General features: G+C 43.9%; 15 protein-coding genes. 8 read left to right on the forward strand and 7 right to left on the reverse strand.

Annotation, left to right across the window (positions count from 1 at the left end):
• The first annotated feature begins 69 nt into the window (after positions 1-69).
• Genes aroB through ACDQ55_RS08345 form a run of 3 tightly spaced genes read left to right on the forward strand, consistent with a single transcriptional unit; the run spans position 70 to position 3,466 of the window.
• Positions 70-1,095: a 3-dehydroquinate synthase gene (aroB, locus tag ACDQ55_RS08335; protein WP_420980909.1), complete on the forward strand. Its 1,026-nt coding sequence runs from the start codon at positions 70-72 to the stop codon at positions 1,093-1,095.
• Positions 1,096-1,137: 42 nt separating this feature from the next.
• Positions 1,138-2,418 (forward strand): 3-phosphoshikimate 1-carboxyvinyltransferase, encoded by a 1,281-nt coding sequence (gene aroA / locus ACDQ55_RS08340; RefSeq protein WP_420980910.1) that lies wholly within the window; start codon positions 1,138-1,140, stop codon positions 2,416-2,418.
• A gap of 52 nt (positions 2,419-2,470) precedes the next feature.
• Positions 2,471-3,466: a chorismate synthase gene (locus ACDQ55_RS08345; RefSeq protein WP_420980911.1), complete on the forward strand. Its 996-nt coding sequence runs from the start codon at positions 2,471-2,473 to the stop codon at positions 3,464-3,466.
• Between the two features lie 115 nt (positions 3,467-3,581).
• Here ACDQ55_RS08345 and ACDQ55_RS08350 read toward each other — a convergent pair whose 3' ends face one another.
• The 4 genes from ACDQ55_RS08350 to ACDQ55_RS08365 form a co-directional block, all read right to left on the reverse strand.
• On the reverse strand, positions 3,582-4,304 hold the full coding sequence (locus tag ACDQ55_RS08350) for an FKBP-type peptidyl-prolyl cis-trans isomerase (RefSeq protein ID WP_420980912.1): 723 nt from the start codon (positions 4,302-4,304) through the stop codon (positions 3,582-3,584).
• 302 nt (positions 4,305-4,606) lie between these two features.
• Positions 4,607-6,499 carry a CocE/NonD family hydrolase gene (locus ACDQ55_RS08355; RefSeq protein WP_420980913.1) on the reverse strand — a complete coding sequence of 631 codons (1,893 nt, stop codon included), beginning with the start codon at positions 6,497-6,499 and terminating at the stop codon, positions 4,607-4,609.
• An 80-nt stretch (positions 6,500-6,579) separates the two neighbouring features.
• Positions 6,580-6,930: an MmcQ/YjbR family DNA-binding protein gene (locus tag ACDQ55_RS08360; protein WP_420980914.1), complete on the reverse strand. Its 351-nt coding sequence runs from the start codon at positions 6,928-6,930 to the stop codon at positions 6,580-6,582.
• A 210-nt stretch (positions 6,931-7,140) separates the two neighbouring features.
• Positions 7,141-7,653 (reverse strand): hypothetical protein, encoded by a 513-nt coding sequence (locus ACDQ55_RS08365; RefSeq protein ID WP_420980915.1) that lies wholly within the window; start codon positions 7,651-7,653, stop codon positions 7,141-7,143.
• A gap of 279 nt (positions 7,654-7,932) precedes the next feature.
• Here ACDQ55_RS08365 and ACDQ55_RS08370 point away from each other — a divergent pair, with 279 nt between their 5' ends.
• Complete coding sequence (locus tag ACDQ55_RS08370; protein WP_420980916.1) at positions 7,933-9,192, forward strand: ectonucleotide pyrophosphatase/phosphodiesterase; 1,260 nt, start codon at positions 7,933-7,935, stop codon at positions 9,190-9,192.
• A 92-nt stretch (positions 9,193-9,284) separates the two neighbouring features.
• Here the strand turns inward: ACDQ55_RS08370 and ACDQ55_RS08375 are convergent, their stop codons facing one another.
• Complete coding sequence (locus tag ACDQ55_RS08375; protein ID WP_420980917.1) at positions 9,285-11,033, reverse strand: hypothetical protein; 1,749 nt, start codon at positions 11,031-11,033, stop codon at positions 9,285-9,287.
• A gap of 222 nt (positions 11,034-11,255) precedes the next feature.
• Positions 11,256-14,126 (reverse strand): aminomethyl-transferring glycine dehydrogenase, encoded by a 2,871-nt coding sequence (gene gcvP / locus ACDQ55_RS08380; protein WP_420980918.1) that lies wholly within the window; start codon positions 14,124-14,126, stop codon positions 11,256-11,258.
• A 163-nt stretch (positions 14,127-14,289) separates the two neighbouring features.
• Here gcvP and ACDQ55_RS08385 point away from each other — a divergent pair, with 163 nt between their 5' ends.
• The gene (locus tag ACDQ55_RS08385; RefSeq protein WP_420980919.1) at positions 14,290-14,784 is read left to right on the forward strand and encodes a YkgJ family cysteine cluster protein; all 495 of its coding nucleotides are present in this window, start codon (positions 14,290-14,292) and stop codon (positions 14,782-14,784) included.
• A gap of 12 nt (positions 14,785-14,796) precedes the next feature.
• Here the strand turns inward: ACDQ55_RS08385 and ACDQ55_RS08390 are convergent, their stop codons facing one another.
• Positions 14,797-16,053, reverse strand: coding sequence for an MFS transporter (locus ACDQ55_RS08390; RefSeq protein ID WP_420980920.1), 1,257 nt, complete (start codon positions 16,051-16,053; stop codon positions 14,797-14,799).
• 113 nt (positions 16,054-16,166) lie between these two features.
• Here ACDQ55_RS08390 and ACDQ55_RS08395 point away from each other — a divergent pair, with 113 nt between their 5' ends.
• The 3 genes from ACDQ55_RS08395 (at position 16,167) to ACDQ55_RS08405 (ending at position 23,707) form a co-directional block, all read left to right on the forward strand.
• Complete coding sequence (locus ACDQ55_RS08395; protein ID WP_420980921.1) at positions 16,167-17,396, forward strand: PQQ-dependent sugar dehydrogenase; 1,230 nt, start codon at positions 16,167-16,169, stop codon at positions 17,394-17,396.
• Between the two features lie 213 nt (positions 17,397-17,609).
• On the forward strand, positions 17,610-19,730 hold the full coding sequence (locus tag ACDQ55_RS08400; RefSeq protein ID WP_420980922.1) for a carboxy terminal-processing peptidase: 2,121 nt from the start codon (positions 17,610-17,612) through the stop codon (positions 19,728-19,730).
• 398 nt (positions 19,731-20,128) lie between these two features.
• A complete protein-coding gene (locus ACDQ55_RS08405) occupies positions 20,129-23,707 on the forward strand; it encodes a hypothetical protein (RefSeq protein ID WP_420980923.1) in 3,579 nt (1,192 codons plus the stop codon).
• Positions 23,708-23,897 lie beyond the last annotated feature (190 nt).

The raw sequence follows: 23,897 nt of genomic DNA on the forward strand, positions 1-23,897 counted from the left end.
CAATGAATGGCGGCTGGTTACCGGTAATTATTCATTGCGCAGAACCTGCGGTTAAAAGCTAACAGCCAAATGCTAAAAGAAACTTACCAATTTCAGCAACAGGAAACCACTTATTATCTGGGTGAAAGCCTGCTGCAACTAGGTAACCATGTAGACCGCAACAGGGCAGTGCTGGTAATTGATGAGAACGTGGAGAAATACCATGGCCATCACCTGCACAACTGGAGAAAGATAGTGGTGCCTGCTGGGGAAGAGGTGAAGAATATGGCTACGGTAGAAACCATCATCGATGGGTTGGTGGCTTATGAAGCCGACCGCAAAACCACGTTGGTGGGCATCGGTGGCGGTATGATCACAGATGTGGCCGGTTTTGCAGCCAGCATTTATATGAGGGGGATTCCTTTTGGCTTTGTACCTACTACTTTGTTGGCGCAGGTGGATGCCTCCCTGGGTGGTAAAAACGGCGTGAGCCACGGTAAACAGAAAAACCTGTTGGGCATTATCCGGCAGCCTTCTTTTATATTATTCGATTATACCTTACCGTTAACCATGCCTGCAGAAGAATGGCATAACGGTTTTGCAGAGATCATCAAATATGCCTGCATCATGGATGCAGAGTTGTTCGATTACCTGGAAGCCAACAAAGAGAAAGCTTTATCATACGATGTGGCTGTATTGGAATACCTGGTGAGAAAATCGGTAGCCGCTAAAACCAAAGTGGTACTGGAAGATGAGTTGGAGAACGGCCCGCGCCGCTGGCTCAATTTCGGACATACCCTGGGACATGCCGTAGAAAAGCTCGAGCATATCGCCCATGGAAAAGCTGTGGCTATTGGCATGGTAGCAGCTGCCCGCCTTTCGGAGAAGTTGATAGACTTTCCACAGGAACAAACCATACGGTTAATTAAACTGATCAACGATTATCAGTTGCCAGTGGCGTTTACCTCCGATAAAGAAGCCGTGTTCGACATCTTTAAGCTTGATAAAAAAAGGGAAAAAGATGTGATCCACTTTGTATTGCTGGAACAGATCGGCAAGGCTACCACTATGCCTATACCCATTGTAGAACTGAAGCTGTTGCTGCAGGAATTGTAAAAATATTTACTAATTAATTTTAAAGGCGGACGAAATATACATATGCAAGTTACTGTATCACCAGCCATCGTTAAGGGCACCGTTACGGCCAATCCTTCTAAGAGTGCTATGCAACGTGCTGTAGCAGCAGCTTTGCTGGCAAAAGGAACTACCATTATCCGTAACCCCGGCCTCAGCAATGATTGCCTGGCAGCATTGGAAGTAGCTGAAAACCTGGGAGCTAAGATCAAACGGGAATACGATTTTTTTGAGATCACCAGCAACGGCGTTAATCCCTGCTACGATGAGATTAACTGTGGTGAATCTGGTTTAGGTATCCGTATGTTTACACCAATTGCGGCTTTGTCGGCAATGCCAATTACTATCCAGGGACATGGCAGCTTAACTACCCGTCCTATGAACTTCTTTGAAGAAGTGCTTCCTCAGCTGGAAGTGAAATGTACTACGCAAAACGGTAAACTGCCGTTGCATATACAAGGCCCATTGCAACCTAAAGATATTACGATTGACGGTTCCCTGAGCTCACAGTTTCTCACCGGCCTGCTAATGGCTTACGGCGCGGTGGCAGAAAATGCCACCATTACGGTAAACGATCTGAAAAGCAAACCATATATTGCATTAACCCTTCAGCTGATGGCACACTTTGGTGTGGAGGTCACTGAAAAGAATTTTGAAACTTTCCATTTCGGTAAACAACAGGCATATAAACCCTGCGACTATACGGTAGAAGGCGACTGGAGCGGCGCTGCCTTCCTGCTGGTAGCTGCAGCCGTAGCTGGTAAAGCGGAAGTGCAGCACCTGAACACCGCTTCTGCCCAGTCAGATAAAGCGATACTGGAAGCACTGGAAAAAGCCGGCGCTTATTTAATGCCCGGCGTTTTTACCGTCAACATAGAAAAAGGCGGCTTGAATGCTTTTGAAATAGATGCGACCGATTGCCCGGATCTTTTCCCTCCGCTGGTGGCGCTGGCTGCTAACTGCAACGGCACTACGAAAATTAAAGGTGTTAGCCGTCTTGCGCATAAAGAAAGCGACCGCGGATTAACACTGCAGGAGGAGTTCGGAAAAATGGGCATTAAAATAGACCTGGACGGAGATATAATGCTGGTACATGGTGGCACTGGTATCAAAGCGGCTCGCGTACACTCCCACAACGATCACCGCATAGCCATGGCTTGCGCTGTAGCTGCGCTAACGGCAGATGGTCCGGTCATCATAGATAATGCTGAAGCAATCAATAAATCCTATCCGGAATTTTATGACCACCTCACATTGCTTGGTGTTGAGGTAGTTAGTACGGCTACTACTTCCGCCAGCCACTAGTGGCAGCGAAGCGGGAATGCCGGTTTCTTTTTTCATTTTAAATCATTCGTGTGTGAACAGTTTTGGCAGATTATTCAGGGTAAATGTTTTCGGTGAATCACATGGCGCCAGCGTAGGCGTGAATGTAGATGGGGTGCCGGCAGGTATTCCCCTTAAGCAGGAAGACTTTTTAGCCGATCTGGAACGTCGTAAGGGAGGTGCAAGAGGCACTACTCCCCGTAAGGAAGAAGACCTTCCCCATATTAAATCAGGCGTGTTTAATGACCATACTACTGGCGCACCCCTCACTATACTTTTTGAAAATAACAATACCCGCAGCACGGATTATGAAAAGTTGCGTGAGTTTCCGCGTCCGGGACATGCAGATTTTGTAGCTACCGAAAAATTTGGCGGATTTGAAGACTACCGGGGGGGCGGCCATTTCAGTGGCAGGCTTACCCTTAACTTGGTCGCTGCCGGTGTGATCGCCAAAAAAATCCTGGGCGATGACATTAAGATCAATGCTGCCATCACAGAAGTGGGCGGCTACAGCAACCCTGAAGAAGGGCTAGAGGCGGCAATCGCAGCCAAAGATTCTGTAGGTGGTGTGGTGGAATGTGTGGTAGAAGGATTGCCCATTGGTCTCGGCGAACCCTTTTTTGATTCTCTGGAATCTTCCTTAGCCCATGCGGTATTTGCTATTCCCGCTATTAAAGGCATTGAGTTTGGCGCTGGCTTTGCTGCCGCAAAAATGAAGGGGCTCGAACACAACGACCCTATTATTGATAAAACCGGCAAAACAGCTACGAATAACGCAGGGGGCATCGTGGGCGGCATTACCAATGGCAATCCACTGGTATTCCGTATAGCCGTGAAACCTACTTCCAGCACGCCTAAAGAGCAACATACCCTGAACATCAAAAGCGGAGAAATGGAAACTTTCAGCGTAAAAGGGCGTCACGACCTTTGTATTGCCCTTCGTGTGCCGGTAGTACTGGAAGCCGTAACGGCCATGGTACTGGCAGATTTTATGTTGCTGGAGCAACGCCGGCCCCGTATATGCGATTAAAATAATCGGAGGGATTGCGAGTATATCCAGGCACCCGGATAAAACGAGGGCGTATCAGATTTTGATACACCCTCGTTTATTATCGCCTCGTTAGTTTTTGCTCATCAGCACCATCTTATTGCTCAATAGCCAGGAGCTCCACATCAAAGATCAGGGTGCTGCCAGGGCCGATTTTCGGACCAGCGCCACGATCGCCATAGGCCAGTTCAGACGGAATAAAAAGACGCCATTTAGAACCTACCGGCATCAGTTGCAGGGCTTCGGTCCAGCCTTTAATAACGCCGCTCACCGGGAAGGAGATGGGTTGGCCTCTTTCTACAGAGCTATCGAACACGGTACCATCAATTAAAGTACCATGGTAATGTGTTTTTACTTTATCATTAATGGTGGGCTTCGGACCGTCTCCAGCTTTCAGGATCTGGTACTGTAAACCATCTGGCAGGGCTACTACGCCTGGTTTTGTTTTGTTCTCCGCCAGAAATTTCAACCCGTCTTCGCGGTTCTTTGCAGACTTTTCTGCTTTCAGTTGTTGCAGATAATTACTTATACTCATATCACTTTGATCTTTTGACAATGCTAATGATTGGTCTTTTAAGACATCCTGTATGGCTTTAGCTAACACGGTAGTATTAACGTTGTCGAGCCCCTGTGCCTTCAGATTTTCCGCTATGTTTACCCCTATACCGTAGCTTACTGAATCCACGCGTGTTTTTAATACGGGGAGTGGCGCTTTCACCACATTTTTTGCAGCAGGCTTCTTAGGTGTAGGTTTGGATTGACTGAAACCTTGTACAGACAAGCATCCCAGTGCAGCTAAGAACAGGTATTTTTTGTACATAAATAAATGTTAGTTAAAATAAGGGTTTTTTAATGATGGCTGCAAGTTAATCAATTAAGTATTTCACCGGCCAAGCCTTTTGTTAATATAAACATTCGTACCCGCTACTTGTTTAGCCATTGAGGTTGACGCTTTTCCAATGGGCGTATCCATATGCTTCATCTGGGACTAAATAGGGTGGGGTTCAATATAGGTATACGTTATCACTATAATACCATCACGTATATTGTAAAACAGCAAATCGACTCTACTTACGATATTTTCCGGGAGATGCTTATTAAACATCTCCCGGAAAATCAATATTATGGTACAACCGGCAGTATTACGCTGGATGCATGCGTAGCATCGTGGTAAATACGGATAGTGGCTTTTTTGAAGTCTTTGTCGGTAGCTTTATATATATCCATGAACTGTTGCGGATTGCGGTCTGCCAGTGGGAACCAGCTGCTTTGCACCTGTATCATGATACGGTGGCCTTTCTGGAAGGTATGCGCTACATCTGGCATCGTAAATTTCACATTAGCGGGCTGATTCGGCACAAACGGTTCCGGCTTTTCGAAACTATTACGGAATTTGCCCCGCATAATTTCTCCACGCACCAGCATCTGGTAGCCTCCCATTGGGTAAGTAGCAGAAGGCACACGACGGTGTTCGCTGGGTGCATCTTCCTCATATTTAAAATCATCCGGAAATACATCAATCACTTTTACTACAAAATCGGCATCCGTAGTGCTGGTGCTGGCAACGATGTCTGCTACCACCGGGCCGGCCAGGGTAATGTCGTGATCCAGTACATCACTTTCAAATACCGCTACATCAGGTCTGCGGGCAGCGAAGCGCTGATCATCTGTCATGTAGTTGATGGTGCGGTTAAAGTGTACACCTTCGGTATATGGAACCGGTTTGGCAGGATCGCTTACATACTCGCTGAAGCTGTCGTTGTCGCTGGGTTTGGAGAAAGATAACCGGTCGTTGTTTTGCAGGTAAACCGGCGTTGGCGCCATATTGGCCGGGGGCCATTTAGGTAGCTGTTTCCATTTGTTTTCGCCAGTAAAGAAAATGGTTGCTTCCGCAATATCCGGAGCCTGGCCTTTACCTTTCAGGTAATAGTTGAAGAAAGGGATCTCTATATGCTGGGCATACCAGGCAGCAGTATTACTGCCAAAGCGTATATTGCCCAGGTGGGTACCATCGTTAGATGCCCATTGCCCGTGGTACCAGGGACCCATTACAATACGGTTGTTGGTAGCAGGGCTTTTTTCTTCTATGGCTTTGTAGGTGTTCCAGGCGCCAAAACAGTCTTCTGCGTCAAATATGCCGCCAACCAGCAGCATGGCAGGTTTTACGTTTTGTACGAAGTTGCGCACGTTGCGGGCTTTCCACCAGTCGTCGTAAGTTGGGTGTGCATACATTTCGCGCCAGAAGGTAACACTGTCGCCAATGATCCTGGAAAAATTAGGCAAGGCGCCGGTTTCCAGGTAATATTTGTAATTGTCGTGCGTATAGTATTCAATTCCCTTAGGGCCTACGGTAGTAGGTTGGGGATGAGGATGGTCAAATGCTGTATAAAAAGAGAACGCATCGGAAATAAAGAATGCGCCATTGTGATGGAAGTCATCTCCCAGGAACCAATCGGTAACGGGCGCCTGCGGGCTCGCCGCTTTCAGCGCCGGGTGGCCGCTCAATGCGCCCATAGTAGAGTAAAAGCCAGGATAAGAGATTCCAAAGATGCCTACATTACCATTGTTGCCGGCAAGGTTCTTTACCAGCCAGTCGATCGTATCGTAGGTATCGCTGGCTTCATCAATGTCCTGTTTCCCTTTTTTATTAGGATTAAAAGGCCGTACGTTCACAAATTTGCCTTCACTCATCCAGGTGCCTCTTACATCCTGGGTTACCATGATATAGCCTTCTTTCAGGTAGTTTATATAATGGTTCCGGTACCAGGGACGGAAGTTTTTTTCGCCATAAGGAGCGCAGGAATAAGGGGTGCGTGTCATCAGGATAGGATGCTTCTCGGTACCATCTTTAGGCAGATAGATAGAGGTGAATAACCTTACACCGTCCCGCATAGGGATGTATACTTCTTTTTTGGTATAATGCTCATACATCCAGAGGGAGTCCTGGTTCACCGCTTTACTCACCGCAGGTAATACAAGCAGTGCAGCAAAGGCTAACAACAGCCATTTTCTCATAAACAGTTTGTTTTTAGGATTTAGATGGCGGCTAATGTAATAAAAATAATGTGGACAGACGAGCTGTAAATGTGGAGCGGTTAATGGCCTAATTTTTCTCTTTCTTTCTTAGGTAAACTGGCTACTACCAGTTCATACGATTTTTTGATCCACTCTAGCAGCATTTTATTGGGAATGCCGGAATGCACAGCTATGGTATTCCAATGTTTTTTATTCATGTGGTAACCCGGAGTAACGCCTTCGTATCTTTCCCGTAGTTCTATGGCTTCTTCCGGGTCGCATTTTAAATTAATGCTTTCAAAATTATCGAGGCTGCTCAGGGCAAACATCTTTCCGCTTACTTTGTATACCAGCGTTTCTTCTCCAAAAGGAAATTCTTCTGTAACACCAGGAAAGGAGAGGCAGTATTCTTGAAATTGTGCAAGGTGCATAAAGGATTTTTAGCTAGTTCTCTACCTGTAAAAATCGTTAAATTTTGTGTACAATGCGTTGCTTGTACCGAAGAAAAAAAGGGAAGGTGTTAAAAATAAATTAAGGGAGCTACAAATATACAGAGGATAAGGTACGTTGGATGATGATAAAAAATAACCGGTATGTTGTTTTGTCAACGTACCGGTTAACCGGATGATCTATCTAAAATATTATTGTTTGTTGATGCTGATGATTACGCGGGAATAGCGGGCATAAGTGATTTCTACTTCCTGTCCGGCACGATAGCCTTCCAGCGCTCCTTTCATCCAGTAGAATAAGCGTCTCTTTTTATTCTCCAGTAAAATCATGATATTGGTTTGTGAATCGTTATTTTCCAGGTAAACCGCTTCCATAGGCGCTTTCAGTGTTCCTTTTTGCAAAGCCGTCAGGTCTTTTTTGATGGCCCAGTAACGTATATCTGTTACTTTGATCAGGGCAAATATCAACGCTATCACAAAGCATAGCAACCAAACCCAAAACCAGAAGTTCTTAAACGACAGGAGCGATTCATCTGCATCTCCCATACTATTATGCGTATAAAGGTATATTTGGGGGATAATGGCGGCTGTTATCAACAGGCCTAAACCGATCAAGCCAAATTTGGTTAACTGCTGTTTGTTCTTTTGCAGGGCTTCCTGCAATAAAAAGTGTTCTTCTGTTGTAATAAAGGTGTAATCAGACATAGTTATTCGATGGTTTTTCAGTAAGCTAATATATAGATAAACAATTAATTAATTAAATTTATATATATAAAAATTGATGAAGTGATTTTGGTTTGGCTGATTTGTAGCACTTTTTATATTTGGGCGTTAAAATATTATTACATATTTATGAACAGGTGGTGATATGCTTAAGTAGAGAGCGGCCTTATTTATCCCTGCTTATGGAAATTCTTTTCTAATTTGCAGCTATGCATCTATCCATTGCGGCTCTCTATTATAAATGATCATAAAACAACAATAGTGAAGAGGATTCTTTTATTTGTTACCACCCTGCTATTGGTTCATACCATTAGTTTTGCGCAGGACACTACACAACAGGTGGTAGAAGGGCGTAGAAACAGTGCCACACAGCAAACAAAGCCATATGTTATCATGATTTCTATCGATGGTTTTAGGTATGATTATGCCGAGAAGTACCATGCGGCAAATCTCCTGCAACTATCAGGTGCTGGTGTAAGGGCGCTGGCTATGCAACCATCTTTTCCCACGCTCACTTTCCCCAACCATTATTCGCTGGTTACAGGTTTGTACCCTGCTCATCATGGTTTAGTAGACAATTATTTTTATGATCGCAAGCGTGATGCTGTTTATAAAGTAGGTAACCCGGATGTGGTAACAGATGGCACCTGGTATAATGGAGTTCCCCTATGGGTATTGGCAGAAAAACAGCAATTGCTTAGCGCCAGTTATTTCTGGGTAGGCTCTGAGAGTGCCATACAAAATGTTAGGCCTACTTACTATTTTAAGTATCAGGAAAAAACAGGTATCGATCAACGTATTCAACAAGTAGTGAACTGGCTGAAGCTGCCGGAAGAAGAGCGCCCACACCTGATCACCTTCTATTTCCCGGAAGTAGATCATATGGGGCACCGATATGGCCCGGATTCTGATAGCGTGCGCAACGCTGTACAGTTTGTAGACGCTAGTATTGGAAAAATGGTGGCTGCTGTGAATCAATTGCACCTGCCGGTAAACTTTATCGTAGTATCAGACCATGGTATGCTCAAGGCAGATACGGAACATCCTGTAGAAGTGCAGGAAGTGCCGGTATTGCAACCGTTGAAAATATTATGGGGCAGTGAAAAGATCATGTTATATGGTAAAAATGAACAAGATATCAGGGCTGCATACGATTATCTGAAACAACACGAAAATCACTATACCGCTTATCTGAAAAAGGAAACACCGGAAAGATGGCATTATGGCCAGGAAGATATTTATCACCGCATTGGCGATATCATTCTGTTGGCAGAGCCGAATTATATTTTTGGCCTCCCAGGCAAAAAATATAGTACCCTTGGATATCATGGCTATGATAACAACCTCACCAATATGAATGCGATATTCATGGCCTGGGGACCTGCATTTAAACCAGCCACCCGTATTGCTACCTTCGAAAATGTGCATGTATATCCTTTGGTGGCCAATATTCTTGGGTTGAATATTACCCAGCCTATCGATGGTAAGCTAGACGTATTGGAGGCTATATTAAACCATTAAGGAAGTGCTTTGAAAATTAAAAGAGGTTGTCTCCTATGTTTGCAAACGGAGACAACCTCTTCTTTTAATTCAGGTAGTGATAACGAGGACGTTTATTCAACAACTCTGCCATTATTTTCTTCGAAATTCACCCAAACAATATAGGCCTTCTTATCGTTACCTTTACGTTCAAGCATTAAGGTAGCCAATGATTTACCATCTTCACTATGGGTGTTCATTTCCAGCACGCTGAAACGGGATTCATCTTTCTTTTTAGGTTCGCCGAACAGGTATGCTTTCTTTACAGTGTTGTCAGCGTACCAGGCTAAAATAGTATTGTCGATACTAACAGACAGATGTCCTTTTTTCTTTCTGTAATTTTCATTTTCTTCCTTTGTGTTGTCGGGCGATTCATTAAAAATGGTATATCCTGTATTATTGGCAAATACATAATCATAGGAAAAGAAACCGGCATTATAATTACCGCTTCGAAGAATCCCCCTACGGAAAGTCCAGCTGGTTTGCGGTCTGCGGTAAATATACAGGTCGTTGAGCCAGGTGGCGGTAACCTGCTTTTTAGCGATGGCATAGCTGCCTGGTATTTCCTGACCCTCTTCATTAATGCGGACTATACCAATATCGCCCAGTGTGGTACTTATTGATGTACTAGTACTGGTGGAGGAAGAACGTGTTGATGTTGTACCGCCTGGTATATTGTTGTAATTGGTAGTTACGCGAGTATCTTTTTGGGCATTCAATTCTTCAAACATCAGGGTAATTGTACTGTCTGTATTAATGCGGAAGTCCTGTATTACGCCATAGTAAGGTTTTTTATATTTCAAGTGATTTTTTGCATAGTCAGATAATTCAGGATGATCAATAAAATACTTCTTCCTGACCTCAAGAGAATTAGGATTAATGACATTCATCTGTAGCACCATGTTCTCGGAGCTAGTATACATAGTGTAAGGACGGCCTGCACTTTTGGCATTAACAGCGGCCAACATATAAAGTGTTTTATTGGAGGCGTTATATTTTACAGCGATGTCGGGTTCTCTATAGTCATCCGTATAATTTAGCAGATTATATTCAAATTGTTTTGTTCCTTTCATTAACCGGGAGATGATGACCCGGGAGTCTTTTCCTCCGGAAGCCCTGGTATTGTAGCCATAAGAGGCCACAAAAACAAACTCATCGCGGTGAACGAACATCTCCATAAATTCCAGGTATTTATAGGTACCCTTAGGTGATTCGTAAAAAGCTTCGTTGATTTTTTTATGATCAGGTCCAAAATGAGTTACTTTAATACGTTCGTTACGGTCATGGGCAAACGAATTAAATGCGGCAACGGCATAATATTCCGATTCCGGATCTTTCCGGACAAAAAAATCAGGCATGCTCACGCCACCATATACCAGGCTGTAACCAGCGGCTAGTCCTAATCTGGGCAGGTCGGCAACCAGTTCTTCGTTTACGAGCTTTCCTGTTGTTCCATCAAAAATAAACCGGTACAGGCAAGGTTTTTTGTGGAGATATTGTACCAGGAAAGCAACTGCCTGGCCATTCAATTCAAATAATCCTGCCAGGCTTGCCCTCACCATTTGTTTCTGTTTCCAGGAATTTACATGGTTGTTTACCAACGTGCCGGCATGATGATTTTTATCGTATACTACTACATCAATACCGCTTTTACGGGTAAAATGAAGGAACATGGTATTACCATTCTTCATCAATAATAATCGGCTCGCGCCGTCTGACGGCTCATCAAAGGAGGTACTGCGGGTAATCTGCGGTTGCTGGGCTTGTATTAAAACGGGTAGCATCAGGCTGTACAGGCAGACAAACAAAATTCTTCTTAACATAAATATATAGGGATTAAAACAGGGCACAAGATATGGCTACTTTGCGATGGGGAAAATAACATTAACAGGTGATTGGAGATGCCTTAGAGAAGAGCCATTTGTATATCGTAAAAGAAATAACTCGATAACAGGCAAAAAAATAAGCCGCCCCAGGTAATTACGGGACGGCTTATTTTTTATGATTTGAGTCAATGGCATGTGGCCATTGGTCAATAACATCATTTAAAGGCTAGCTGCTTCTTCATATGCACTAACGGGCTCGCAGGTGCAGATCAGATTCCTGTCGCCGAAGGTATTATTGATACGGCTTACGGAAGGCCAGAATTTATTGTGCTTTACATATTCCAGCGGGAAGGCAGCCTGCTGACGGGTATATGGAGCGGTCCATTCGTCGGCGGTGATCACGTGTTGGGTATGTGGTGCATTTTTTAATACGTTGTTTTGTTTATCGCTAGTACCATTTTCCACTGCACGGATCTCTTCACGGATGGCCAGGAGCGCATCGCAGAAGCGATCCAGTTCACCTTTATCCTCGCTTTCGGTAGGCTCAATCATAATAGTGCCTGGAACAGGGAAGCTCATGGTAGGTGCGTGGAAACCATAGTCCATTAAACGTTTGGCTACGTCTTCCGCCTCAATACCAGCAGATGCTTTAAATGGACGGAGATCTACGATAAATTCATGTGCACAGGTACCATTTACGCCAGTGTACAGGATATCGTATGCGTTTTCCAGTCTGCTCTTCATGTAGTTGGCATTGAGAATAGCGTATTCAGAAGCCTGTTTAACGCCATTGAATCCGAGCATACGGATATAAGCATAAGAGATCAGTAAGATGCTGGCAGAACCAAATGGCGCTGCGGATACTGCGTTGGCTAATTGTCCGTCGTTTAGGGAAACATGACCTGGCAGGAACGGAGTCAGGTGTTTTGCCACACAAATGGGCCCCATGCCAGGACCGCCGCCGCCGTGAGGGATCGCGAAGGTTTTGTGCAGGTTCAGGTGGCATACGTCTGCGCCGATCAGGCCGGGAGCTGTTAATCCTACCTGTGCGTTCATGTTGGCGCCATCCATGTATACTTGTCCGCCGTGTTGGTGGATCACTTCACAGATCTCTTTCACGCTTTCTTCATACACACCGTAAGTAGATGGGTAAGTGATCATGATACCGGCCAGGTCTTTACTATTGGCTGCTGCTTTGGCTTTCAGGTCTTCTACATCGATATAACCGTTTTCCAGTGCTTTTACCACTACTACCTTGAAGCCGGCCATTACTGCAGACGCAGGGTTGGTACCGTGTGCGCTGATCGGGATCAGCATCACATTACGATGGCCTTCGCCTCTGCTCTTATGGAATTCGCGGATCACCAGCAAGCCAGCGTATTCGCCTTGGGCGCCGCTGTTAGGTTGAAGGCTGCAGGCGTCGAAACCGGTAATTTTGCTCAGGTATTCACCCAGTTCGGAGGTCATCTGTAAGTAACCACCTACCTGGTTTTTAGGAGCGAAAGGATGCATTTTGCTCCAATGCGCCCAGCTTAAAGGGATCATCTCAGTAGCTGCATTCAGTTTCATGGTGCATGAACCGAGGGAGATCATGGAAGTATTCAGGGAAAGATCTTTGTTTTCCAGCATTTTCAGGTAGCGCATCATCAGCGATTCGCTATGGTAGCTGTTAAATACCGGGTGCTGGAGGTAAGCGGAAGTACGTTCCAGTGTTACCGGAATACCGGTGGTACCATTAGATACTTCTGTTGCATCAGTTTTACCTGCAGCAAATACATGCAGGATATCATTTACATCTGCAATGGTGGTTGTTTCGTCCAGGGAGATGCCTACATGGCCGTTAGCGAAGTAGCGGAAGTTGAGGCCTGTTGCTTCTGCGGCAGATTTCAGGTTGGCATCCGCATTTTCGATAACGATGGTATCAAAGAAATTGTCTGCTGTAAGTTTAAAGCCTTTGGCTTGTAGTTTATCAGCCAGGGTGTTGGTAAGCAAGGCAATACGGGTAGCAATGTTTTTCACTCCCTGCGGGCCATGATACACAGCGTACATAGCCGCCATATTAGCCAATAATGCCTGGGCTGTACAGATATTAGAAGTTGCTTTCTCACGTTTGATGTGCTGCTCGCGGGTTTGCAACGCCATACGGAGTGCGCGGTTGCCTTGGGCATCGATGCTTACGCCAATGATGCGGCCGGGGATAGCACGTTTGAAATCATCCTTTACGGCAAAGAAAGCAGCATGTGGACCACCAAAGCCCAAAGGAACGCCGAAACGCTGGGCAGAACCGAAAGCGGCATCAGCACCCATTTCTCCGGGAGCGGTGAGGAGGGCGAGCGCCATCAGGTCGGTAGCTACGCCTACAAAAGCGCCTACTGCATGTACCTTGTCGATAAAGGTGGTATAATCCGTTGTGGCACCTACATTGTCAGGATATTGTACCAACGCACCAAAGTAAGATTCGTCGAACTCAGCGGTTTTGTAATCGCCTATCACTACTTCTATATGCAGCGGAGTGGCGCGGGTGTAGATAACGTCAATGGTTTGTGGATACACGTGACGGTCTACAAAGAACCGAGGTCTGCTTACATGGTCATGGTCCTTATTTAAGGCATTGAAGAACATGGTCATCGCTTCTGCTGCCGCGGTAGCTTCGTCTAGCAGGGAGGCGTTGGCAATAGGCAAGCCTGTCAGATCAGATACCATAGTCTGATAGTTCAGCAGACTTTCCAGTCGACCTTGGGAGATCTCTGCTTGGTAAGGCGTGTACTGGGTATACCATCCTGGGTTCTCAAAAACATTACGCAGGATAACACTGGGCGTAATGGTATCAAAATAACCTTGTCCGATATAGTTACGGTATACTTTGTTGTTCAGTGAAATTTCCTTTAGGTGACGGAGATAATCACTTTCGCTCATTGCTGCAGGAATAGACAGCGGCTGTTGCATACGGATCGCGCCCGGAACGGTTTTGCTGATCAGTTGGTCCAGATCGGAAACGCCAATGGTTTTAAGCATCTGGTTGGTTTCACCTTCATTCGGCCCTATGTGACGGTGCACGAATTCATTTTGTTGAATATCAAAAAGATTCATGATGTAAGCAGGTAATTTGAAATAGAATGCGCAAAGCTATGCAGATTTTAAGCAACGGCCAAACAATCAACACTGGCGAGGGAAAACAGTGATAAATGATATATTATTTATCTGCGTCTATGTCATAATTTTGTCCACGTACTATTTACTTATCTTTGCGGCAATGAGCAACATATTAGAAGATTGGGAACAAAAGGCCCGCGACAAGCAAAAACAGAACAAACAGTTTCTGACTAAACTGCAAACCCGCCGTGGTAAAGGGGTAGAGAAATTGCTGCCAGACCTGCATGAAGAAGCGTTCAGCAAAATTGATTGCCTGGAATGCGGTAATTGCTGTAAAACCATCAGCCCCCGCTTCAAAGGACCAGACATCCGCCGCATTTCCAAACACCTGGGCATGAAGGAAGGCGAATTTATCGATACTTATCTGCGTATCGACAGTGATGAGGATTATGTGGTGAAATTTACTCCCTGCCCTTTCCTGGGGTCAGATAATTATTGTAGTATCTACGAGGTACGCCCCGGCGATTGCGCCAACTATCCCTACACTGATAGCTACGATTTTTTCAAACGTCCGAAGATCACCTATGAAAACAGTACTGTTTGTCCAGCCGTTTATTATGTGCTGGAAAAGCTGAAAGAGAAGATGGATTTGTGAGGCGGCGGCTAGCTATGCTTTTAAATCCAGCTTACGCATAGCCGGAGAAATAACGTAGGTAGTTACCACTACGCCCAGCGTTACACAACCGCCCAATACAACGGAAGGCACCAGGCCTATGGCCCGGGCCATGAACCCGCTTTCAAAGGCGCCCAATTCATTGGAAGATCCTATAAACATAGAGCTCACCGCAGCTACACGGCCCCGCATTTCATCGGGTGTTTTTAACTGCAGGATCGTTTGACGGATAATAACGCTAATACCATCCAGTGATCCGCTGATCAATAAAGCGAGAATAGAGAGGTAAAAGCTGGTAGAAAGGCCGAAAATAATAATGGTTAGCCCAAATCCAAAAACCGCTGCCAGCAGCTTAACGCCCGGCTTATTCGCCAGTGGGCGGTGCGCCAGGATGAACATGGTGATTAAGGCGCCTACAGCAGGTGCAGAACGTAGCAGTCCATAACCCAGAGAGCCCGCATGCAACACATCTTTGGCAAATGCCGGCAACATAGCTACCGCACCTCCAAACAGTACAGCAAACATATCCAACGCCATAGCATTTAATACCACCTTGGTTTTCCATACAAACCGCATCCCTTTAGTAAGGCCATCCATAAAGCTTTCACCTTTGGACTGGTAATAGATCGGTTTGGGTTTGATATGTAATAAACTGTATAACGGCGGGAGGAACATCAATACTACCAACAACATTGCCCAATGCACGCCTATCCAGTGGATAAACAGCCCGCCCAATGCAGGCCCCAGCACGCCACCGATCTGCCAGGCAGAGCTGCTCCAGGTAGAAGCATTGGCATAGAGGTCGCGGGGCACCAGCAACGACAACAAAGTGAAGGTAGCCGGGCTGGTAAACGCCCTTACAATACCTCCTAAAAATACCAGCAAGTAAATGAGGTTCAGTACCCAATGCTTGGAAATACCAGCTACAGCCTGGTCCCAGGTAAGTATAAAAAGTCCGGTGCTGATAAAGAGATAAGCGATCACACATTGGAGCAGGATACCCCGTTTCTCCCGTTTGTCTACCATATGCCCTGCAAAAGGAGCCAACAGCACGGCAGGAATCACTTCCGATAAACCAATCAGCCCCAGAGAGAAAGGATCTTTGGAAATTTCATATACTTTCCACTCTATGATGGCAAATTGCATCGCCAATGCAAATACGAAGGCAAAACGTATAACCAGATAGTAATTGAATTCCGGGAAGCGTAATGAAGCGTACGGGTCGTTCTTTTTCGATACGGTATTGTCCAACCTGTTGAATTTTTGGCGAAGGTACAAAAAAGCATAAAAGTGGAACTGTGAGCATAGGCTTTGACCTTTGTTTTTTAAAATATATTTTTAACCTGAATAAATCAACCATAACTATGAAAATTCATTATCCCCGCATTTTTTTTCAGGCGTTATTATTATGGCCGGCTATTACTATGGCCGCTGTGTGCGCAGGCAACCCACCCGGTAATGACACGGAGCCGCCTGTACGAAAAGCCCGGTTGCAATTGGTGACCGACCAGTTTATTTCCCCGGTAAACATGGCTGTTGCCGGTGATGGTTCCGGCAGGCTGTTTTTCTGTCAGAAGGAAGGGAAGATTTGGATAGTGAAAAAAGGTGTCTGCCTGCCTACTCCCTTCCTGGATGTGAGTAATGATATGGTAAGTATTAACCCAGGCTACGACGAAAGAGGGTTGCTGGGGCTGGCCTTTCATCCCGACTTTAAAAAGAACCATAAATTTTACGTGTATTATAGCGCTCCAATGCAAAAGAAGGGATTTAACCATACCAGCCGTTTGGTAGAATTCACTGTTGCGGTTAATCGTCCAGACGAAGCCGATCCGGCTTCCCAAAGGGTATTGATGGAGATCGACGAACCGGAATCCAATCATAATGGTGGTCAGTTACAATTTGGCCCGGATGGGTATTTGTACATTGGCCTGGGCGACGGTGGTGGCGGTGGCGATAAGCATGGAGATGCTGGCAATGGACAAGATCTGCGTACCCTGTTAGGTAAAATATTAAGGATAGATGTGAACAGTACGCCTTATAAAGTGCCAGCAGACAATCCATTTGTTAACCAGGCCGGCGCAAGACCAGAAATATGGGCTTATGGGCTGCGTAATCCCTGGCGTTTTTCTTTTGATAAGGGTAGCAAAAAGTTGTTTGCAGGAGATGTAGGACAAGATAAGTATGAAGAAGTGGATATTATCACCAAAGGAGGTAATTATGGCTGGCGGATTATGGAAGGGGACCACGATTTTAAAGTACCCGCAGGTGCTAATAAAGCAGGATTGATTGCACCTGTCCACGAATATTCCCACGATCTGGGGATAAGTATCACCGGTGGTTATGTATACCGCGGCAACGCCATCCCCGCGCTGAAAGGGCTGTATGTGTTTGGTGATTATAACGGGAAATCTTTTGTACTGGTGCCTGATGGCAATAAATGGGAACGGGCTAATCTCGAACTCTCTGGTCGCCCTGCTGGTAACCTGCAAATCCTTAGCTGGGGCCAGGATGAGCAAGGGGAGCTCTATATGCTGACCAGTATTTCCGGAAAAGATGGGTTTAAAGGAGCGGTATATAAATTGGTGAAAGATTGATTCTTCTCAACATTCGCGGATACTTAACCGTTATCTTTATGAAGATTGTTTAAAGCGGTGTGCAAGAGACAATTACATGGCTGATTTCAGCCACATATCTCGACCGGTGTCCGTTTGGCCCAATTTTTTGTTAAAAGGAAATAATTTGCGTACCCATCGGGTGATTTTATTTTATATTTGATTTGACAACATTTAAGTTCAATTGAGATACATATGAGACTGAAAGTGATAATACCGGTTGTGCTATTAAGTATTTCCGCAGGTGTGTTGGCTTTTAATAGACTTGGACATACCGATGACCCCCCAGGCCGTTACGAGGTGATTATGAACTTGGTAGGGCAAATGCTAAAGGAAGGACATTATCAACCTAAACCAATAGACGATAAATTTTCCGCTGAGGTTTTCTATAAATATTTGCGTAGCCTGGATACAGAGAAGAAATTCTTCCTGAAAACAGATGTGGATAAACTCCTTCCTTTATCTACCCATATAGATGATGAGCTGAAAGGCGCTCCGATTGATTGTTTCCGCAGCATCAATGCGCTGGTGAAACAACGTGTAGCCGAGGCAGCTAGTATCTATCCGGAAATCCTTTCCAAACCATTCGATTTTACGGTGGATGAAAAGGTAGTGCTGGACCCGGATAAAATTGATTATCCGGCAGATGAAAACGCCCGCAAGGAAGCCTGGCGCAAGGTGCTGAAATACCGTACCCTGGAAAAGCTCACAGACTTGCAGGATATGCGTGATAAAGCCGATGCAAAAGACAGTATCAAAACAAAAACAGATACGCAGTTGGAAGCAGATGCCCGCTTGAAAGTAAAACAGCTCTATGACCGCTATTTTGAGCGTTTGAAAAACCGGCAGAACGATAATGACCGCTTTAATCTGTATGTAAATGCCATCACTACTACCATGGACCCGCATACCGACTATTTCCCACCAGATGAAAAACGTGCATTTGAAGAGCAAATGGCTGGTAAGTTTTTTGGTATCGGCGCACAGCTGAAGGAAGAAGGCGATAAAATCAAAGTGGTGAGCATCGTTACCGGAAGTCCCAGCTGGAAACAAGGACAGCTGAAAGTAAATGATGTGATCCAGAAAGTATCCCAGGGAACTGGTGAACCAGTAGATATTACGGGTTATCCTGTAGAAGATGCCGTAAAGCTGATCCGTGGTAAAAAAGGTACCCCGGTGAAATTAACGGTAAGAAGTGTGGATGGTACTACAAAAGATATCACTATCATACGCGATGAAATAGTAACAGAAGAAACTTTTGCTAAATCAGCTATCATTAACGGCCAGCATAAAATTGGTTATATCTATCTCCCCGAGTTCTACGCCGATTTTAACGACCGTAACGGTGCACGCAGCGCTGAAGATGTGCAGAAAGAAGTGGCTAAACTGAAAGCGGAGAAAGTAGAAGGTATTATCCTGGATCTTCGCTTTAATGGCGGCGGCTCCCTGCAAGACGTAGTACAAATGGCCGGCCTGTTTATTCCGGAAGGCCCGGTAGTACAGGTGCGCTCCAGAGGCGGCGATGCAGTGGTATTGCGCGACCGTGATAAAAATGTAGAATATGATGGTCCGCTGGCAATTATGGTCAATGAATACAGTGCATCCGCTTCCGAAATTATGGCCGCTGCGATGCAAGACTATAAACGTGCAGTGATTATCGGCAGTACGCAAACCTTTGGTAAAGGTACTGTTCAACGCCTTTTTAACCTGGATGATTTCTATCCGGTAAAAGATGGCAGCAGCCTCGGCGCCCTGAAACTGACCCAACAGAAGTTTTACCGTGCCAATGGCGGTTCTACCCAGCTGAGAGGGGTAGCTTCAGATATCGTATTACCAGATCCTTACTATGAAGTGGCAGAGCGTAAAGATTCCGATGCTCTCGCATGGGACGAAATACCACGCGCCAGCTTCACCCCCTGGTACAATCCGGTAAATCCCGAACCCCTGAAAAGGAATAGCGAAAAAAGAATGGCAGCCAGCCCAGCTTTCAAACTGTTGAACGAAAATCTCAACACACTGAAAAACCTGGAAAAACAGGAAACCTATTCACTGAACCTTCAAACGTATAAATCAGAGCAGAAAACAAACACTGCTGCCCTGAAAAAATATGATGCTGTAAACGATAAAGTGAAGGAACTGAGCATCATTAATATCAAATCCGATATGGATAAATTAGGAAACGACTCTTCCAAAATTGCCCGTAACAAGGATTGGATCAAGGCAAGAACTAAAGACATTTACCTGGACGAAGCAGTGAATGTAATGAACGACCTGATCGTACAGGCTTTGCCTAAGATGCAGCGGAAGAATCAGTAATAATACTATTATAAAAAAGGCTGACTAAAAAGTGATTTTTAGTCAGCTTTTTTTTGCTGTTATCGGCCCTGCCTTTGCACTGATGATAAATGACTTTCACATCTTCTTTATTGAAGCGTATTTGTATAGCTAAAATGAGATAGTGATATATGGTTCTTCTAATCATGTGCTGTGGAGTATTTGTTTTTGAAAAATAACTTTTTAAATTGCAGTAGATTTAACGCCTAAGAGATTTAAATCTGTATACTGTTTTAACCCGAAATATTTTTCAATCGTTTTACAATAACAAAATATGCCGCCCCTATATCTGTTGTTATTCAAGCCAATCAGTTATTGTACGCGAAATTAAAGTTAGCAGTCCGCCTTCATTAAAAGTAAATCAATCAAAGCGATACCTCATGAGAGTCGTAAAAGTTAGGATTTTAGCTCAGTTCAAAGAGAGCAGTACGATTATTATTTTTCTTTTTTGTTGTTTGGTATTTATTTCTTTAACAAAGAATGTTTTTGCACAAACAAGTGATAATTATATTAATTCACTGAATTCGCTTTTGCCGCTTTCCCCCTCTGCGCAGGCAATAAAAAAATATGAAGAATTACCAGTCAGCTACGCAACTGGAATCCCGTCTATTTCTATTCCCATATTTAATCTGGAGGAAAAAGAGATAAATGTTCCAATAAACTTATCTTATCATGCCGGTGGGATAAGGGTGGATGAATTAGCCAGTTGGGTAGGAGCAGGATGGAGCTTATCCGCTGGTGGAGCTATTACCCGTGAGGTGAGAGGAAAACCTGATGAAGGCAGTGGAGATGGAATAGGTCTCTTATATAACCAACATACTCCCTATTATTATTATAATGATGCACAGCCGGTTGAAAGGGACATTATGTATAATAATGTATTGCAGGGTCGTGCAGATTTGGAGCCAGACCTGTTTTTCTTTAGTATGGGTAATTACAGTGGGAAATTTGCCTATAATCCTGAAACAGGTAAGTATGTTAATATATCAGATCAGGGATTAGCCATAGAGAAAAACAGTGAGTCGTCGTGGACAATATATACACCGGATGGAACAACTTATATATTTGCAACAGTAGAATATACCTCCACTGTTGCCGTATGCAGAACCACGAGTAATAACTACAACAGAACTATCTCAGCCTGGAATCTGACAAGTATTATCAATCCAGACAAGACTGATACAATCAGGTTTACCTATAATCCAGTATCTTATTATTATTATTCGGCCGGATCAAGTACAGCATATTCTCCTTTAAATAGCAGTGGCTCATTTCGTTACCGTCAGGATGAGAATTGCTTTTCATATAATCATATAGAAGGGAATTCAGGTATTTTCACTATTACTTCCAGGAAGTATAAAATAACATTTGATACAGACACTCCTGAAAGAAAAGATCTCCCGGGGGGCAATGCATTAAAGAAAGTATCTATTCAGACTTCAGGTGGAGAGCTCATTAATAGTTATACTTTCAATTATGACTACTTTGATAGTGGTGAGTGTGGTAATATTTATCTGAAAGATCCTGCTACCAGCCGTTACCGCTTGAGGCTGCTTGATCTTCGTGTAGATGGTAATGGTATTGCTGATACTGCACAACGTTACAGGTTTGAGTATAATGGTACCCCATTGCCATGCCATTTGTCTTACGCACAGGATTTCTGGGGGTATGCCAATGGTGCTTATCAGAATGGTAATTCCACCGATGCTACCACTCTTGCCCCTGAAGAATTGGTTACATTCTATGAAGGGCTTCCGGCAGAAAGGGTGATGCTTCTTCCTGGATCTAACCGTAATCCCAAATTTGATTATATGAAGGCAGGGATTCTTACTAAAATCACTTATCCAACGGGAGGTTTTGATGCTTTTGAATATGAGGCCAATACTATAGGATATAACTATACGAAGTATATCAGACCTTCTACTATATATAAAACTATCTCTCTTTCAGATATCAGAGAGAATGGGTTACCGTTAAAAACCTCCTTATATGATACTGTATTTGTTATCAACGAGCCCCCGAGTGAATTGAATAATTTTAAGGGTGGTGCATTTATGACTGGTATATCAGAACCTATGTGTGATGAGGGATTTCCTTATTGTGGCACCTATTCTATCAGCGGACCTGTATCATTCAATTTTAATAATACTTTTCCTTTAACCTACTTTCCTAATGGAACTTATCATTTATATGCCGATGTAAGAAATATCAATAATTGGGAAGGTGTGGATGGCATAAGATATTTCAGTGTCAGTTTAAATTATGATGGTAAAGATCTGTCAAGAAAAAACTATATAGTAGGTGGGCTAAGGATTAAGCGGATAACAACAACGGACAATGTACGGCCAGACATGGCTAGGATTAGGGAATTTGTGTACCACAATGAGCAAAATGATTCTTCTTATGGTTTTCTGGGAAACATGCCGGTTTACAGTGATAAAGAAGAAATCAAGACTTATTATCTTTCGCGTCAGAATAATTTTATAGAATTTGAGGATAAGGAGTTTCTTGTAAGGCATGGAAATTCGGTGATCCCAGCCTCTTTTACAGAAGGAGCATTGATATTTTATCCTAAAGTGGTTGAATACATTACAGATGGTAATATCAAACAAAAAAAGGAGCATTATTTTATTTCTTCGTCACCTGAAAATAATTATGTATTACCCTATGTGCCTGCTTATGATGAAGACTGGGTAAGGGGTAAGCCGTCCAGGGAGATTATCTATCAAACAAATTCAACCGACAATTATTCACCTTTACAAATTAATGGCACTGAATATGATTTTTATCCCTCCAATAGGTCCGGGCAGCCATTTAAACAGGATATTACAGCTGTAAAAGTGGGTTGTAATGATTTCAGAATGGAGGTTAGTGAATCTGGAGATCCAGTAGGACCTATGCAGGCGAATACTCCCATACCAGGAATATATATGATTGCTACCGGCAGGTGGTATAAAACCGCAGATACAGTTATAATGTATGATAATAACGCTGCATCTCTCAGCAACATTACCACTTATCAGTATGGAGATTCTTCACTGCTGCCTGTTATGATAACTACAAAAAATAGTAAAGAGGAAAGCGTTGTGCAGGAGATGGTATATGCAGGCGACAGCACATATAGTCCTGGGCATTTGAATGCTGCCGAGTTCAGCCAGTTGCGTCAACAGCACCGTTATACTACGCTGCTTGCATCCAGGAAGAGCGTGAACGGAGAGAACATAAACCAGGAACGTTATTATTACCGTCTTTCCGGGAAACAACTATTACTGGACAGTATTAATACTGCTATAGGCCAATATCCATTTGAAAGAGCAATCGCAGTACCCGCTTACGATAATAATGTTAATCCTTTAACTATTTTGAAAAGGAATGGTCTGACCCGTAAATATAGCTGGAATAAGGCCTTAAATATTCCAATGGCTATGATAGAAAGCTCAGGGGACAATAACTGGTTTTATACCTCATTTGAAACTATGGAAATGCCTTCCTATGTATCCATTCCATCAACAGGCATAGTGACTGCCACTACTTTATCAGGTAGTAAAGCTTATCAGTTGTCTGCTGGTAATATTATAATCAATGGCTTGAATACTAGAATACCTTATGACGTACTTGTATGGGTAGCAGATGGTGGTAGTTGTAGTGTAAATGGAGCAACTATGGAGCTGATTGATAACGTGCAGGGGCAATGGAAATTATACAAGAAATCCAATATTACAGCTAATCAGATTACAATGTCAGGAATAGGTCTTGTCGACCAGTTGATAGTCGCTCCTGCTCAATCCATACTTGAAGGAAATACTTACAATAAAGTAAATCAATTAATTAATCAGGTGGACCAAAGAGGTACAAATGCTTTCTTTGAGTATGATGATTACGGAAGGCTTAAAATAGTCAGGGACATGTATGGGAACATTATTAAACAGTATGAATATAAATATCAGCAGGGAATATAGCGTAATCCAATACACGTAGTAATCAAATGACATTATTCCTAACCTAATTGAAACTGTTAAATAAATGCGGTCTATTACCCTTATATTTTTTATGTTAATGTTGTTTGTGGCAATAAATATGTTTGCCCAGACACCAATTATTTCACCAACTTTTCCCCTGCCGACAAGGCCTTCTCAGGAATTGCCGGCT

Source organism: Chitinophaga sp. 30R24 (assembly GCF_049056765.1).
GTDB lineage: Bacteria > Bacteroidota > Bacteroidia > Chitinophagales > Chitinophagaceae > Chitinophaga.